The organism is Mycobacterium sp. ST-F2, assembly GCF_001905655.1.
Taxonomy (GTDB): domain Bacteria; phylum Actinomycetota; class Actinomycetes; order Mycobacteriales; family Mycobacteriaceae; genus Mycobacterium.
In genome coordinates, this window is the sequence record NZ_JMHT01000038.1 from 17,577 (window position 1) to 30,639 (window position 13,063).

At 66.8% G+C, this 13,063-nt stretch carries 14 protein-coding genes; 8 read left to right on the top strand and 6 right to left on the bottom strand.

Features of this window, described 5'->3' with window-relative positions; all coding sequences use genetic code 11:
• The first annotated feature begins 110 nt into the window (after nucleotides 1-110).
• On the top strand, nucleotides 111-1,460 hold the full coding sequence (locus EB75_RS15355; protein ID WP_073696232.1) for a hypothetical protein: 1,350 nt from the start codon (nucleotides 111-113) through the stop codon (nucleotides 1,458-1,460).
• Here the strand turns inward: EB75_RS15355 and EB75_RS15360 are convergent.
• From EB75_RS15360 to EB75_RS15380, 5 genes are read right to left on the bottom strand one after another with little or no spacing between them, the layout of a single operon-like run.
• The gene (locus EB75_RS15360) at nucleotides 1,386-1,853 is read right to left on the bottom strand and encodes a hypothetical protein (RefSeq protein WP_061001736.1); all 468 of its coding nucleotides are present in this window, start codon (nucleotides 1,851-1,853) and stop codon (nucleotides 1,386-1,388) included. The genes EB75_RS15355 and EB75_RS15360 overlap by 75 nt on opposite strands.
• Nucleotides 1,850-2,956 carry a molybdopterin-dependent oxidoreductase gene (locus EB75_RS15365; RefSeq protein ID WP_061001737.1) on the bottom strand — a complete coding sequence of 369 codons (1,107 nt, stop codon included), beginning with the start codon at nucleotides 2,954-2,956 and terminating at the stop codon, nucleotides 1,850-1,852. Before EB75_RS15365 ends, EB75_RS15360 begins: the two co-directional genes overlap by 4 nt.
• Nucleotides 2,953-3,582 carry a methyltransferase domain-containing protein gene (locus EB75_RS15370; protein ID WP_073696233.1) on the bottom strand — a complete coding sequence of 210 codons (630 nt, stop codon included), beginning with the start codon at nucleotides 3,580-3,582 and terminating at the stop codon, nucleotides 2,953-2,955. Before EB75_RS15370 ends, EB75_RS15365 begins: the two co-directional genes overlap by 4 nt.
• A gap of 1 nt (nucleotide 3,583) precedes the next feature.
• On the bottom strand, nucleotides 3,584-4,246 hold the full coding sequence (locus tag EB75_RS15375) for a TIGR04282 family arsenosugar biosynthesis glycosyltransferase (RefSeq protein WP_073696234.1): 663 nt from the start codon (nucleotides 4,244-4,246) through the stop codon (nucleotides 3,584-3,586).
• Entirely contained in the window at nucleotides 4,243-4,899 is a 657-nt protein-coding gene (locus tag EB75_RS15380) for a glycosyltransferase family 2 protein (RefSeq protein ID WP_083612319.1), read from the bottom strand. The genes EB75_RS15375 and EB75_RS15380 overlap by 4 nt, the downstream gene beginning before the upstream one ends.
• A 116-nt stretch (nucleotides 4,900-5,015) precedes the next feature.
• Between EB75_RS15380 and EB75_RS15385 the strand changes: the two genes are divergently transcribed.
• From EB75_RS15385 to EB75_RS15405, 5 genes are all read left to right on the top strand, one after another.
• Nucleotides 5,016-5,705 (top strand): response regulator transcription factor, encoded by a 690-nt coding sequence (locus EB75_RS15385; RefSeq protein ID WP_073696236.1) that lies wholly within the window; start codon nucleotides 5,016-5,018, stop codon nucleotides 5,703-5,705.
• On the top strand, nucleotides 5,692-6,720 hold the full coding sequence (locus tag EB75_RS15390; RefSeq protein ID WP_073696237.1) for a sensor histidine kinase: 1,029 nt from the start codon (nucleotides 5,692-5,694) through the stop codon (nucleotides 6,718-6,720). The genes EB75_RS15385 and EB75_RS15390 overlap by 14 nt, the downstream gene beginning before the upstream one ends.
• A complete protein-coding gene (locus EB75_RS15395; protein ID WP_073696238.1) occupies nucleotides 6,717-7,493 on the top strand; it encodes a haloacid dehalogenase type II in 777 nt (258 codons plus the stop codon). Before EB75_RS15390 ends, EB75_RS15395 begins: the two co-directional genes overlap by 4 nt.
• 112 nt (nucleotides 7,494-7,605) lie before the next feature.
• Complete coding sequence (locus EB75_RS15400; protein WP_073696239.1) at nucleotides 7,606-8,370, top strand: SDR family NAD(P)-dependent oxidoreductase; 765 nt, start codon at nucleotides 7,606-7,608, stop codon at nucleotides 8,368-8,370.
• A 32-nt stretch (nucleotides 8,371-8,402) separates the two neighbouring features.
• Entirely contained in the window at nucleotides 8,403-9,620 is a 1,218-nt protein-coding gene (locus EB75_RS15405; protein ID WP_073696240.1) for an AI-2E family transporter, read from the top strand.
• Here the strand turns inward: EB75_RS15405 and EB75_RS15410 are convergent.
• Entirely contained in the window at nucleotides 9,547-10,245 is a 699-nt protein-coding gene (locus EB75_RS15410; RefSeq protein ID WP_502689376.1) for a DUF4245 domain-containing protein, read from the bottom strand. The genes EB75_RS15405 and EB75_RS15410 overlap by 74 nt on opposite strands.
• Before the next feature lie 61 nt (nucleotides 10,246-10,306).
• Here EB75_RS15410 and glpX point away from each other — a divergent pair, with 61 nt between their 5' ends.
• On the top strand, nucleotides 10,307-11,335 hold the full coding sequence (gene glpX, locus EB75_RS15415) for a class II fructose-bisphosphatase (protein WP_073696241.1): 1,029 nt from the start codon (nucleotides 10,307-10,309) through the stop codon (nucleotides 11,333-11,335).
• Nucleotides 11,336-11,363: 28 nt separating this feature from the next.
• Entirely contained in the window at nucleotides 11,364-12,776 is a 1,413-nt protein-coding gene (locus EB75_RS15420; protein WP_073696242.1) for a class II fumarate hydratase, read from the top strand.
• Nucleotides 12,777-13,063 lie beyond the last annotated feature (287 nt).

Sequence of the window (13,063 nt, forward strand, 5' to 3'; positions counted from 1 at the left end):
GCCACGACCGCAACATGCAACCGCGCAGAAGCAGATCTCCCGTGCTACACCCCGCAAGGGTCATCGAATCGTCACCGTTTCACCGGCAGCCCACTCTTAGGCTGGCAGCCGTGAACATTCGCCGAAGGACAGCAACGGCCGCCGTCGTGGGGCTGACGCTCGTGGTCGTCGCGTTCGCGGTGCCGCCGCTGCATCTGGGGATCGTCACCCCGCTGATCAACAGCACCCCAGCCCAGATCCGAAGTTTCGCACAGACTGCACCCATCTTCGGCTGGTGGAACGCGCACATCGGCTGGGGTACGGCACCTGCAGCGCTGATCGCAATGGCCGCGGTGCTGTGGGGACAGCCAGTCGCCGCGCGATTACCGTGGCGCGCAGTACCACTGACCGCATGGGCTGTCTCCTGCTCCTGGGCATTCTCGTTGGCCATGGTCGACGGCTGGCAGCGGGGTTTCGCAGGGCGCCTGACGGCGCAGCACGAATACCTCCGACAAGTGCCGAGCATCACCGACATCCCTGAGGCTTTGCGCACCTTCTCGTCCAGAATCCTCGATTACCAACCACATTCGTGGATCACCCACGTTTCGGGCCACCCGCCCGGCGCATTGCTGACATTTGTATGGCTGGATCGCATCGGGCTGGGCGGCGGCGCCTGGGCCGGCCTCTGGTGCCTACTGGTCGGATCCAGTGCCGCGGCAGCCATCGTCGTGACGCTGCGCGTTCTGTCCGGTGAGGCGACGGCCCGAGCCGCCGCACCCTTCGTCGCAGTCGCCCCGACTGCCATCTGGATTGCCGTGTCCGCCGACGGTTACTACGCCGGTATCGCCGCCTGGGGAATCGCTCTGCTGGCGCTCGCGACGCGTAACCGACACCCGACCCTCACCGGCGCCGGCGCGGGCCTGCTGCTGGGCTGGGGCATCTTCCTGAACTACGGCCTCGGCCTCATGGCGATACCGGCCGTCGCGGTGCTGATCACGGCGCCGGACCTCCGCACAGCGGTCCGGGTACTCGCGCCTGCGGTGGTGGCGGCGCTGGCCGTGGTCGGCGCCTTCGCCGCGACGGGTTTCTGGTGGTTCGACGGTTATACCTTGGTACAGCAACGGTATTGGCAGGGCATCGCCATGAACCGCCCATTCCAGTACTGGTCGTGGGGGAACCTGGCTTCTGCGGTATGCGCGATCGGCCTGGGCAGCGTCGCCGGATTGAGCCTGGCATTCGACCGCGCCGCGCTCCGCCGCCGAAGCGGCATCCACCTACTGACGCTCGCCGCGCTGTTGGCGATCATATGTGCCGACCTGAGCATGCTGAGCAAGGCTGAGACCGAACGGATCTGGCTGCCGTTCACGGTCTGGCTGACCGCCGCCGGCGCGCTACTGCCGGCGCCGTCACGGCGCTGGTGGCTGGCCGCCAACGTCATCGGCGCGCTGGCCCTCAACCACCTGATTCTGACGAACTGGTAACAGCCGTCTGGCCACCAGATAGCCGGGCACACACACCCACACCACGGCCAGCGAAATCCACAGTCCGGCATGGTAATCACGATCCAGTGCGGTCATGTTGTCCAGATGCATGCCCGGCTTGTCGAAGACCGGGATCGCAAGCAGGCCAAGCACCACGGAACACAAAGCGGCCACCGCGACCGGCGCCTGCCAACTCACCGGAAGTATCCGGCTTGCCGCGAAGCCCAGTGCCACACACAGCGGGGCGAACACCACGTCGTGCACGGCGACCGCGACCAACGCCCACACCGCCATGCGCATCATGATCACCGGCGGATTCTCGAACACCAGGGTCGCGCCGTACCCGGCCAGCGCCAGCCCTGAGAGCATCAGCAGCACCCGAGTGGCCCTCATTGCATCACCTCGATTCGGGACAGCCATTTCGTTTGCAACACACCGGGTCTCGACGGCGCGATGAGTCGGCATGGGTATCCGTGGTCCGGATGCAGCGTCTCCCCATTCAGTTTGAGCGCGACCAACGTCTGACCATCCCGGGCATGCCGCGCAGGCAGCACGGTGCGCGAATAGGGGCCGGGGGGCTCCAGCGAAACCATCCGCACGTCGGCCTGCGGCGACCCACCCACCATGGCGATCAGATCCGCGAGCACGACGCCGGTCCACTCGGCGTCGGCGCTCCAGCCTTCGACGCAGGCGATCGGCAGGTGGAATGTCCGCTGCGGCATGGCATTCAATTCCGCCACCGAGAACGCTCGACTGCGGGCGCCGTTGACGATGGTGAGCCGATAGGCCGGCGACGCCGCAGCCTGCAGCACGCCGGCCGCGATCGCGGTGCGGTTCACCGGAATACCTTGCGGCCCTTTACCGGAGCGTGGCGACAGCAACGACAGCTCGCGCAACCATCCGACACTCTGCCCGGCAGTGGCCAATGTCGCGACTGCGACGGCCACCCCGGTACCCCACAACACGCTGCGCCGCGTCGGCCCAACCGCACCGCCGGTCGCGACATCGCCGAGCGGTTCGCCAAGAACCCGCCGGATGACCGGCAGCTTCACCGCGATGTGTACCAGGACCGCGCCCGCCGCGAGGTAGGCCACCGCGTAATGCGACGTGGTGAAAAAGAATCGGAACACGTACCACTGCGCGATGTTCAGCAGCCCGGTGGACAGCTCGAACAACATCGCCCCGACCAGCACCAGGATGGAGGCGCGCTCGAGTTGTTTGGCAACACCGCCAATGATGGGACGTTCAAACAGTTTGGGCCACACCGACCACAGCTTGACCACGGTCAGCGGTATCGCCGCGATACCGGAGGCGACGTGCGTGCCCTGCGTCAGCCGGTACAGCCAGACCGGATGCGCGGGCCAGTAGAACCACGGTTGCGGATGCTGAATGAGGTGGCTGATCAACCCGGTGACGAAACACAGCGTGACCGCGATGCCGAGCATCATCCCGACCCGCGCGGTGACGGCGGTGCTGCGCAATGTCGTGCCGCTCATTGCAACGCCAGACTCGCGAGCATCCGGTTTCCGACCGGATGCATATCGACGACCTTCAGGCCGGCGTCGCCGGCGATCCTGGGCGCACTGTCGACCCCGACCGTCGCCCACCGAAACCACGGACCAACCGTCCGCGCCGATTCCAGCCGCACCCATCGAGTTATCACTCCGCTTGGGGCCGAGTCGAATTCGGCGATACACAGGCCTCCGCGCCGAAGCAGATCGGCAGCCCGGCGAAGCACGCGCGTCGGGTCACCGCCCAGCCCGACGTTACCGTCCGCCAGCAGCACTGTCTGCCAGCGGCCCATGCCTGGGAGCGGGTCGAAGACATCGCGGCGCAACGCCGGAGCGCCGCTGCGCCGTGCAAGTTCGACGGCGGTGGCGGACTGGTCGACGCCGAGCGCCGGCACGCCGCGCCGAATCAGATCGGCCACCAGCCGACCTGGTCCGCACCCGAGGTCGATGGTCGGCCCGTCGCACAATGCCAGAACTGCCCGATCAAACCTCCGATCCGCCCGGCGACCGCCCAGCCAGTTGTGCACGGGCAGACGTTGCCGACTGCCGTCGTCCTGGCGGACCCAGCACCGCTCCCCGACCAGTGCGCGCTCATACAGGTTTCCGAACACGTCACACCCCGATCGCCGCAGTAAGGCTCCGGAACCGACTGCCCTGCGGACAGCGCGCCCGCACTACGGCGATGTCGTCGATGACGTCGACATCCGACAGTTCGGTCACCAAATCCACGGTCAGGCCGGCGTGCGCCAAAGCGCGCTGTGTCCGGGCCCCGGTATCGGCTTGCGACATCGGAACCGTACGCAGGCTGTCGGCGCCGACGCCGTTGTGCAGCCCGAGCAGCCACCAACCACCATCGCTGGCCGGCCCCAGCACCGAGTCGGCGCGAAGCAACCGAAGTGCGCACGCCGTCAGCAACTTGGCAGTCACCTGCGGGGTGTCCATGCCGATCTGCAGCACCGGGTATCCGAGGCACGCCGCATCGTGGTGCGCATTGGCCAAGCGCTCACCAAAATCATTGCCACGCTGGGGAACAACGGTGAATTCTGCCAGCCGTTCCCGGATCGCGGCGGCCCCCCGCGCGGACGCAAGATCGCCGGTCAACGCCACCATGCGCGCGACGGTCGGCGTCGCGGCCACCGCGTCCAGAGTGTCCAACAGCGCGGCGGCGGCGAGATCCGCCGCTCCCTCCGCACCCAATGTGTGGGCCAACCGGGTTTTGGCCAGACCAGGTACCGGAGCCTTCGCCACCACCAGCACAGTCACGGGAACGGTCATGAGATCACCCGCCAGAAGTCCAGTGCGGCAAGAAAACTGCCACGCAACGAACCGCTCACTTTCGACTCGCCGCCGGTGCGCGGGCCATAGCTGACATCGGTTTCAACTACCTGCCAGCCCGCCTGCCCCGCGCGCACCAACAGTTCCAGCGGATAGCCGAATCGACGATCCGCGATACCGAGACCCAGCAGCGCCTCGCGCCGGGCCACCCGCATGGGCGCAATGTCGTGCACCGGCAACCTGTATCGGGTCCGCAATCGCCAACACACCACGGCGGTGCCCAGGCGGGCATGCCAGTGCCAACGTAGCCCGGGAACCGCGCGGCGCCGCCCGATGACCAGGTCGGCACCGCGGTCGAGCATCGCAACCAGATACGGCAACGCCCGCGGGTCCAGCGACCCGTCGGCGTCGAGCACCGCAACCGTCGACGTCTGCGCTGCCAGCACGCCGGCATGGACCGCCGCACCGTATCCGGGCTCCAGTTCGGTGATCACGTCGGCGCCGTGGGCCCGCGCCACGGTCGCCGTCCCGTCGGTGCTGTTGTTGTCGACCACCAGAGCCCGGTATCCGTTTGGGAGGACGGCCAGAATCGCGGGCAGCGACTCGGCCTCGTTCAGACACGGCAGGATCACCGTGATCGCAGAGCTGGACATCATCCGACGGTAAAGCGGGCCGTGCGCCGCAGCCAAGGGTCAAATGATGACGAAACTGTGACATAGGTGCTGGTAGAAGCCATGACCAGAGTTACTGGCGGGCTAGGCTGTCGAGTGTGACGAGGGTATTGATCGCAGATGACGACCCCGTCGTGCGTGATGTGGTGCGTCGGTATCTGGAGCGAGACGGGCACAATGTCTCGATCGCGCGTGACGGCAATGAGGCGCTGGCGCTGTTGAACACGGAGCGTGTCGACATGGCGGTGCTCGACGTGATGATGCCCGGACCCGACGGGCTGACATTGTGCCGCAGCATGCGCCGCGGCGACGGCTACGGACTGCCGGTGATGCTCTTGACCGCGCTCGGCGAGGAGGACGACCGGATCGCCGGTTTGGAGGCCGGCGCTGATGACTACCTCACCAAACCATTCAGCCCCCGCGAGCTCGCCTTGCGGGTGCGTTCGGTGCTACGACGGGTGCCGGCTCGGGATCTGGCTGGGCCCTTGGAGATCACGAACGGTGCGCTGCAGGTGTCGACTTCCGCACATTCGGTGAGCATCGACGGCGTCGCAGTGAGTCTAACCAACCGTGAATTCGACTTGTTGGTGTTCCTACTCACCCATCCCGGCACTGTGTACTCCCGCGACCAGCTGCTGAAACTGGTGTGGCAGTGGGATTTTGGCGACCAATCGACGGTGACGGTGCACATCAAACGGCTGCGCGCCAAACTCGGTGCGGCACATCGGATTCAGACGGTATGGGGGCGCGGCTATCTGTGGGGAGACGACGATCATGCCGGCAACTGACCTGTGGGAGATCATCGGTTGGGCACTGGCCTGTTCGGTTCCCGTCGTGGTAGCCGGCGGCGTGTTGATCCACCTGGCTCGCTCCTGGTCGCTGGCGGTCAGCATGGTTGCCCTGGTTCTGATTCCAACCCTCGCGACCTTCACCGGCGTGCTCGGCGCCAGCGGCTTCATGATCACCGAGACCTTCGAGCGCATCGCGGTGGTGCTGGTGATCGTCGCGGTGGTGACCATCCCCGCGGCGGTGATGCTGGCCCGCTACCAAGCGCGAAGAACGGTGTGGGAGCAAGAAATCCGAGCTTCCGAGCGGGCCGCCGAACAATCCCGGCGCCGCCTGGTGGCGTTCGTCAGCCACGACCTGCGTACCCCACTGGCCGGTATCCGAGCGGTGTCCGAGGCGATCTCCGATGGCCTCGTGGACAGTACCGAGGTGCGGTCGCACGCCAAACACATTGAGCAGGAATCGATTCGGCTTTCCGAGATGGTCGACGACCTGTTCGAGATGTCGAAGATCAATGCCGGCGCGGTCCAACCGGCGCACGACACCGTCGCGCTCGATGAAGTCGTCGACGACGTCTTGGCTACCCACCGGATCGCCGCGGAGCGAGCCGGGGTGCAACTGGCTGCTCAACTGCCGGCCGAACCCGTCCGAGTGATCGGCAGTGACCGGGCGTTGGTGCGGGTGCTGTCCAATCTGGTGGCCAACGCCATCGCCCATACCCCGGAAGGGGGCCGCGTCGAGCTGACGCTGGGCCGCGACGCCGACGGCGCCTGGGCCCGCGTCGACGACACGGGAGTGGGTATCGACGAGGCTGATCTGGCCAGGGTGTTCGACGTCGCCTATAGGGGGTCCAACGGCCGCGTGCCGCGCGCCGATTCGTCACTGCCGAGTGGGTCCGGTTTGGGACTGGCCATCGCAGCGGGTCTGGTGCAGGCCCACCGCGGCACGTTGTCGGCTCACAACCTCGAAACGGGCGCACGCTTCGAGGTTCGGCTACCACTCGCCGACGGCATATGAAGGCAGATTTATCGCGCCGAGGCTTCATCGGCCTCACGGCCGCGGCCGGCCTGAGCGCCGGCCGGTCACCGTCAGCGTCGGCCGCTCCGGGCCGACCTGGCCCCATTCGGGCCGTCGCCTTCGACGCGTTTACCGTGTTTGATCGCAGGCCAATCGACAATGCCGCCGAGGACATATTTCCAGGCGCCGGAACGACATTGATCGAAGCATGGCGAGTCCGGCAATTCGAATACACCTGGTTGCGCACCTTGTCGGGTACGTACACCGACTTCTGGACCGTCACCGAGGATGCGCTCGAATTCGCGGTACAGCAGTGCAAACTGCGGCTCAATCCCGCCGGTCGCGAACAATTGATGGGCGCTTGGCTCAGATTGACACCATGGCCAGATGCCCCGGCTGCGGTCCGCACGTTCAAGGACCGCGGGCTACACCTCGCTTTTCTATCCGACGCCACCGTGACGATGCTTGACTCCTGGGTCACGAACGCAGGGCTGGACGATGTCTTTCGCCCACACTTGAGCACCGACCGCGTCAAAGCGTTCAAACCCGACCCCCGCGCATACCAGCTGGGCGAAGATGCATTCGGCATCCCGCGCACACAAATCGCATTCAGCGCGCACGGCGGCTGGGACGCGGCCGGCGCCGCAGCATTCGGCTACCGCACCTTTTGGGTCAATCGCAGCGACGCGCCGGCCGAACGACTGTCGGCAACCCCCGAAGCCACCGGCGTCGACCTCACTCAGTTGGTCGAGTTCGTCGACGAACGCTCCTGACGGGAACGCGAAGCGAGTACGCGCATCGGTCACAGATGTGAACAGATTATGTAATCTGTTCACACCGCGGCGTCTGGGCCGGGTCCACCGTCGATCACGCCAGGAGAAACCAGTGAGCACACAGCGCAGCGCCCTCGTCGTCGGTGGGGCATCCGGTATCGGCTGGGCCACCGCTCAGGGCCTGGCCGCGCAGGGCTACCGCGTCACCATCGCCGACCGGAACGCCGAGCTGGCCGAGGCCCGCGCCGCCGAACTCGGCGCACCGCACACCGCCGTCGCCGTCGAGGTCACCGACGAAGCGTCCGTCGCTGCCGTCTTCGAGCAGACCGGGGAGTTGGACGCCGTCGTCAGCTGCGCCGGGTTCTCGACCTTCGGGCTCATCGTCGACATGCCGGTCGAGGACTTCCGCGCCGTCGTCGACTGCTGCCTGACGGGGTCGTTCATCGTCACCAAATACGCCGGCCAGAAGTTGCGTGAGGGTGGGTCGCTGGTGTGCATCTCGTCGCTCAACGGCCGCCAGCCCGCCATCGGCATGAGCGCCTACAGCGCCGCCAAGGCCGGCCTGTCGATGCTGACCGAGGTGGCCGCATTGGAGTTGGGCCCCAAGGGCATTCGCGTCAACGCCGTCGCCCCCGGTTTCGTGACCACTCCTCTGACCGAAGGCGCCGCGATGATCCCCGGCGTCGTCGACGAGTACGTCGAGAACACCGCGCTGGGCCGCGCCGGCACCCCCGAGGACATCGCGAACGCCGTGCTGTTCCTGTGCTCGGAGCAGTCGTCATGGATGACGGGCGAGGTTCTCGACCTCAACGGCGGCGCGCATCTCAAACGCTACCCCGACATCATGAGCCACCTCCTCAAGCTCGCGTCGGGGTAGCAACCGGCGGCAAATCCGTCAGAATCACCGTCATGGACACCGAATTCACGGTCACCCAGAAACGGGCCCTCGCCGTCGCGACGGTCCTGGCGGTCGGATTCGGCGCGTACTTCCTGCGCGGGCAGTTCATGCTGGTCGTCGTTGCCGGGGTGGTGGCCTACCTTTTCACCCCGTTGTTCCGTCGGCTGTCGAAGCGGCTGAGCACCGGCCTGTCGGCCACCCTGACCCTGCTGGCCGCGCTGCTGGTCGTGGTCGTGCCGATCAGCGGGGCCGTCGCCATCGGCGTCGTCCAGATCACCGCCATGATCCGCAACGTGTCGCAGTGGGTGAGTCGTAACGACATGGGCGCGCTGGGCACTCGGGCGCTGCAAGCCGCCAACGACCTGCTGTCACAAATCCCCTACCTGCACCACGTGACCCTGACGCCGGAGTCGGTCCAGAAGTGGATCATCACGTTTGCGCAGCGCGCGGGCGAGTGGGGCCTGAACGTGCTGCAGACCGCCGCGGGCGGACTTTTCGGCGCGCTCGCCGGTGCCGTCATCTTCATCTATGTGTTCATCTCGCTGCTGGTCAACGGCGATGACGTGGTCCTACTGATCCGGCGGCTCAACCCACTCGGCGAGGACGTCACCGACCTGTACCTGGCCAAGATGGGCGCCATGGTGCGCGGCACGGTCCTCGGCCAGTTCGTCATCGCACTGGCGCAGGGTGTGTCCGGCGCGATCTCGATCTACATCGCCGGCTTCCACGACGGCTTCTTCATCTTTGCGATCCTGCTGAGCGCCCTGTCGGTGATTCCGCTCGGTGGTGGCATCGTCAGCATCCCGTTCGGCATCGGCATGGCACTGTTCGGCAACATCGGCGGCGGCCTGTTCGTGATCCTGTTCCACATCCTGGTGGTCACCAACATCGACAACGTGCTCCGGCCGATCCTGGTCCCCAAGGCGGCGCGGTTGGACTCCGCGCTGATGCTGCTGTCGGTGTTCTCCGGCATCGCGATGTTCGGTTTCCTGGGCCTGGTGATCGGCCCGGTGCTGATGATCGTCGTCGTCACCACCATCAGCGTGTACCTCGCTGTGTACAAAGGTGTTCCGTTGAGTGAACCCGAGCCCGATGAGCCCCGCGCACCGGGGCGCCTCGCCCGCCTGATCGCTGTGATGCGCCGAAAGCAGCCCGCTACGGCAGTGGCTGCGCCTTCTGCGTCGCCTCTGCCAGAGTCCGATAGTCCCCCGGACTCGCCGACCCGCTGACCGCGACCTGCGCCGGCCCCGTCGGCCCGTCGAGCTTGGCGGTCCAGATCGGCTCGGTACCTTGCTGGTCCTCGCCGGCCCCCTCGTACACCACCCAGTGCACGCCACCCAGGTCCTGCGCCCCCGTCGGATACATGCCGCTGTGGATCGAGGACACCAGCTTCTCCTCGTCAGCGTTGCTCTGAGTCAGCGCGACGAACATGCCGGAGGCGGTCAGATAGCCGACCCTGGACATCAGCGCCCGCGTGGGTTGCTTGGTGACGGGATCGGTGCGGCCCGCCTCGATGGCGCCGCGCGACCCCGAATTGGCGTGCCAGCCGGACGGCAGTTCCGGGATCCGGATCGGGATGTGCAGCGCGGCGGCGTCGGCCTTGAGCGCGGCCGGGGCGTCGTACTGCGGCGCCGGACCCTTACCCGGGCCCTGCGGCGCGAACGAGCACATGCCGAGCATCCCGGCCAGCGCGATACACGCCACCACCAGCGGGGCGATGGACCAGAACATGTCGCGGCCGTCCTGCAGCAGCCGGTCCTTCGCCGGGCGCGGCACCGGCACCGACTGGCCCTCGGCGACCACGTTGGGGACGTGGACGGACTGGTCGTCGGGTTCCGGTGATGAAGACGTCACAGCGCTCAGTATCCCAACTCCCGACCGCACACCAACAAATGGCTAATGGGACAATCTGCGCATGACGCCTTCGCGCCGGGAAGCCCCAGACCGCAACCTCGCACTCGAACTCGTCCGGGTCACCGAAGCCGGAGCCATGGCGGCCGGCCGCTGGGTCGGCCGCGGTGACAAGGAAGGCGGCGACGGTGCAGCCGTCGACGCCATGCGTGAGCTGGTCAATTCGGTCTCGATGCGCGGCGTCGTGGTCATCGGCGAGGGCGAGAAAGACCACGCCCCGATGCTCTACAACGGCGAAGAAGTCGGCAACGGCGACGGTCCGGACTGCGACTTCGCCGTCGACCCCGTCGACGGCACCACCCTGATGAGCAAGGGCATGCCCAACGCCATCTCGGTGCTGGCGGTCTCCGAGCGCGGCACCATGTTCGACCCGTCGGCCGTGTTCTACATGAACAAGATCGCCGTCGGCCCGGACGCCGCCGACGTCATCGACATCACCGCTCCCATCGGCGAGAACATCCGCCGCGTCGCCAAGCGCCTCAACGAGTCGGTCGCCGACGTCACCGTCTGCATCCTGGACCGGCCCCGGCATGCCCAGCTGATCAGCGAGGTCCGTGCGGCCGGCGCCCGCATCCGGCTGATCTCCGACGGCGACGTCGCCGGCGCCATCTCCGCGTGCCGCCCCGAGTCCGGGACCGACATCCTGGCCGGTATCGGTGGCACCCCCGAGGGCATCATCGCCGCGGCCGCCATCCGCTGCATGGGCGGCGCCATCCAGGCCGTCCTCGCCCCGACCGACGACGACGAGCGCCAGCGCGCCCTGGACCGCGGCTACGACCTGGAGCGCGTGCTGACCACCGAGGACCTGGTCGCCGGCGACAACGTCTTCTTCTGCGCCACCGGCGTCACCGACGGTGATCTGCTCAACGGGGTGCGGTACTTCGCCGGCGGTTGCACCACGCAGTCGATCGTGATGCGGTCGAAGTCCGGCACCGTCCGGATGATCGAGGCCTACCACCGGCTGTCCAAGCTCAACGAGTACTCCGCGGTGGACTTCACCGGGGACCTCTCTGCCGCACACCCCCTGCCGTAATACCGTTCACCTCAACAAAAGGGAGCACATGTCCGACAACGCTGTCGAAGTGGAGTACCGGATCGAGCACGACACCATGGGCGAAGTCCGGGTGCCGATCGACGCACTGTGGCGCGCGCAGACACAACGCGCCGTGGAGAACTTCCCGATCTCGTTCCGTGGCCTGGAGCGCACCCAGATCCGCGCGTTGGGTCTGCTGAAGGGCGCCTGCGCACAGGTCAACAAGGACCTGGGCCTGCTTGACCCGGAGAAGGCCGACGCGATCATCGCCGCCGCCGGTGAGATCGCCGACGGTCTGCACGACGACCAGTTCCCCATCGATGTGTTCCAGACCGGCTCGGGCACCAGCTCGAACATGAACGCCAACGAGGTCATCGCCTCCATCGCGGCGCGCAACGGCGTCGAGGTCCACCCCAACGACCACGTCAACATGTCGCAGAGCTCCAACGACACCTTCCCCACCGCCACACACATCGCGGCAACGGAAGCCGCTGTGCGCCACCTGATTCCGGCCCTCGAGGTGCTGCACGAGTCGCTGGCCAACAAGGCCCGCGCGTGGCGCACCGTCGTCAAGTCCGGCCGTACCCACCTCATGGACGCGGTGCCCGTCACCCTGGGCCAGGAGTTCGGCGGCTACGCCCGCCAGATCGAGGCCGGCATCGAACGCGTCAAGGCGACATTGCCCCGCCTGGGTGAGCTGGCCATCGGCGGCACCGCCGTCGGCACCGGCCTGAACGCCCCTGACGGCTTCGGCTCCAAGGTCGTCGACGTGCTGGTGAACCAGACCGGCATCGCCGAACTGCGTACCGCCGCAGACTCTTTCGAAGCCCAGGCCGCCCGCGACGGACTCGTCGAGGCGTCCGGCGCGCTCAAGACCATCGCGGTGTCGCTGACCAAGATCGCCAACGACGTGCGCTGGATGGGCTCGGGCCCGCTGACCGGCCTCGGCGAAATCCAGCTGCCGGACCTGCAGCCCGGTAGCTCGATCATGCCGGGCAAGGTGAATCCTGTTCTGCCCGAAGCGGTTACCCAGGTGGCCGCGCAGGTCATCGGCAACGACGCGGCCGTCACCGTCGGCGGCCTGTCCGGTGCCTTCGAGCTGAACGTCTACATCCCGATGATGGCCCGCAATGTGCTCGAGTCCTTCACGCTGCTGTCCAACGTGTCGCGGCTGTTCGCCTCCAAGTGCATCGACGGCCTCGTCGCCAACGAGGACCACCTGCGCACGCTGGCGGAGTCGTCGCCGTCGATCGTGACGCCGCTGAACTCGGCCATCGGCTACGAGGAGGCCGCCAAGGTCGCCAAGGAAGCCCTCAAGGAGAAGAAGACCATCCGGCAGACGGTCATCGACCGCGGCCTGATCGGCGAGAACCTCTCCCTGGCCGAGCTGGACAAGCGTCTCGACGTGCTGGCCATGGCGAAGGTCCGCGACGAGCGCTAGCGCGAGGAGCCTCCAAAGCAGTCGGCGATCAATTTCGCGCGCTGAGCCGCTAAGACCCCGAGAATCACCGGATTTTCGGGGTCTTCGCGTTTCAGCCGGGAGTTTCGCGTCGAAGGTGCATACAGAGCGCCGATTTCGCGAAATCGACGATCTGCCTGCACAGTCGCGGGCCCCGGCCTGCTGGGCCTCGGCAGCCGCCAGCTCACATCGCAGGTGAAGCGAATGTGAACAGCTCCTTACTGGACAGATACTGCCGGGAAACGGGATTCGACCCGTGCGCTTGCGAT

Excerpts from the sequence above, each read along its gene's own strand:
- EB75_RS15420 (WP_073696242.1), top strand. The coding sequence starts at position 11,364 with ATGTCCGACAACGCTGTCGAAGTGGAGTACCGGATCGAGCACGACACC.
- EB75_RS15375 (WP_073696234.1), bottom strand. The coding sequence starts at position 4,246 with ATGACCGTTCCCGTGACTGTGCTGGTGGTGGCGAAGGCTCCGGTACCT.
- EB75_RS15380 (WP_083612319.1), bottom strand. The coding sequence starts at position 4,899 with ATGTCCAGCTCTGCGATCACGGTGATCCTGCCGTGTCTGAACGAGGCC.
- EB75_RS15395 (WP_073696238.1), top strand. The coding sequence starts at position 6,717 with ATGAAGGCAGATTTATCGCGCCGAGGCTTCATCGGCCTCACGGCCGCG.
- EB75_RS15405 (WP_073696240.1), top strand. The coding sequence starts at position 8,403 with ATGGACACCGAATTCACGGTCACCCAGAAACGGGCCCTCGCCGTCGCG.
- EB75_RS15360 (WP_061001736.1), bottom strand. The coding sequence starts at position 1,853 with ATGAGGGCCACTCGGGTGCTGCTGATGCTCTCAGGGCTGGCGCTGGCC.
- EB75_RS15365 (WP_061001737.1), bottom strand. The coding sequence starts at position 2,956 with ATGAGCGGCACGACATTGCGCAGCACCGCCGTCACCGCGCGGGTCGGG.
- EB75_RS15390 (WP_073696237.1), top strand. The coding sequence starts at position 5,692 with ATGCCGGCAACTGACCTGTGGGAGATCATCGGTTGGGCACTGGCCTGT.
- glpX (WP_073696241.1), top strand. The coding sequence starts at position 10,307 with ATGACGCCTTCGCGCCGGGAAGCCCCAGACCGCAACCTCGCACTCGAA.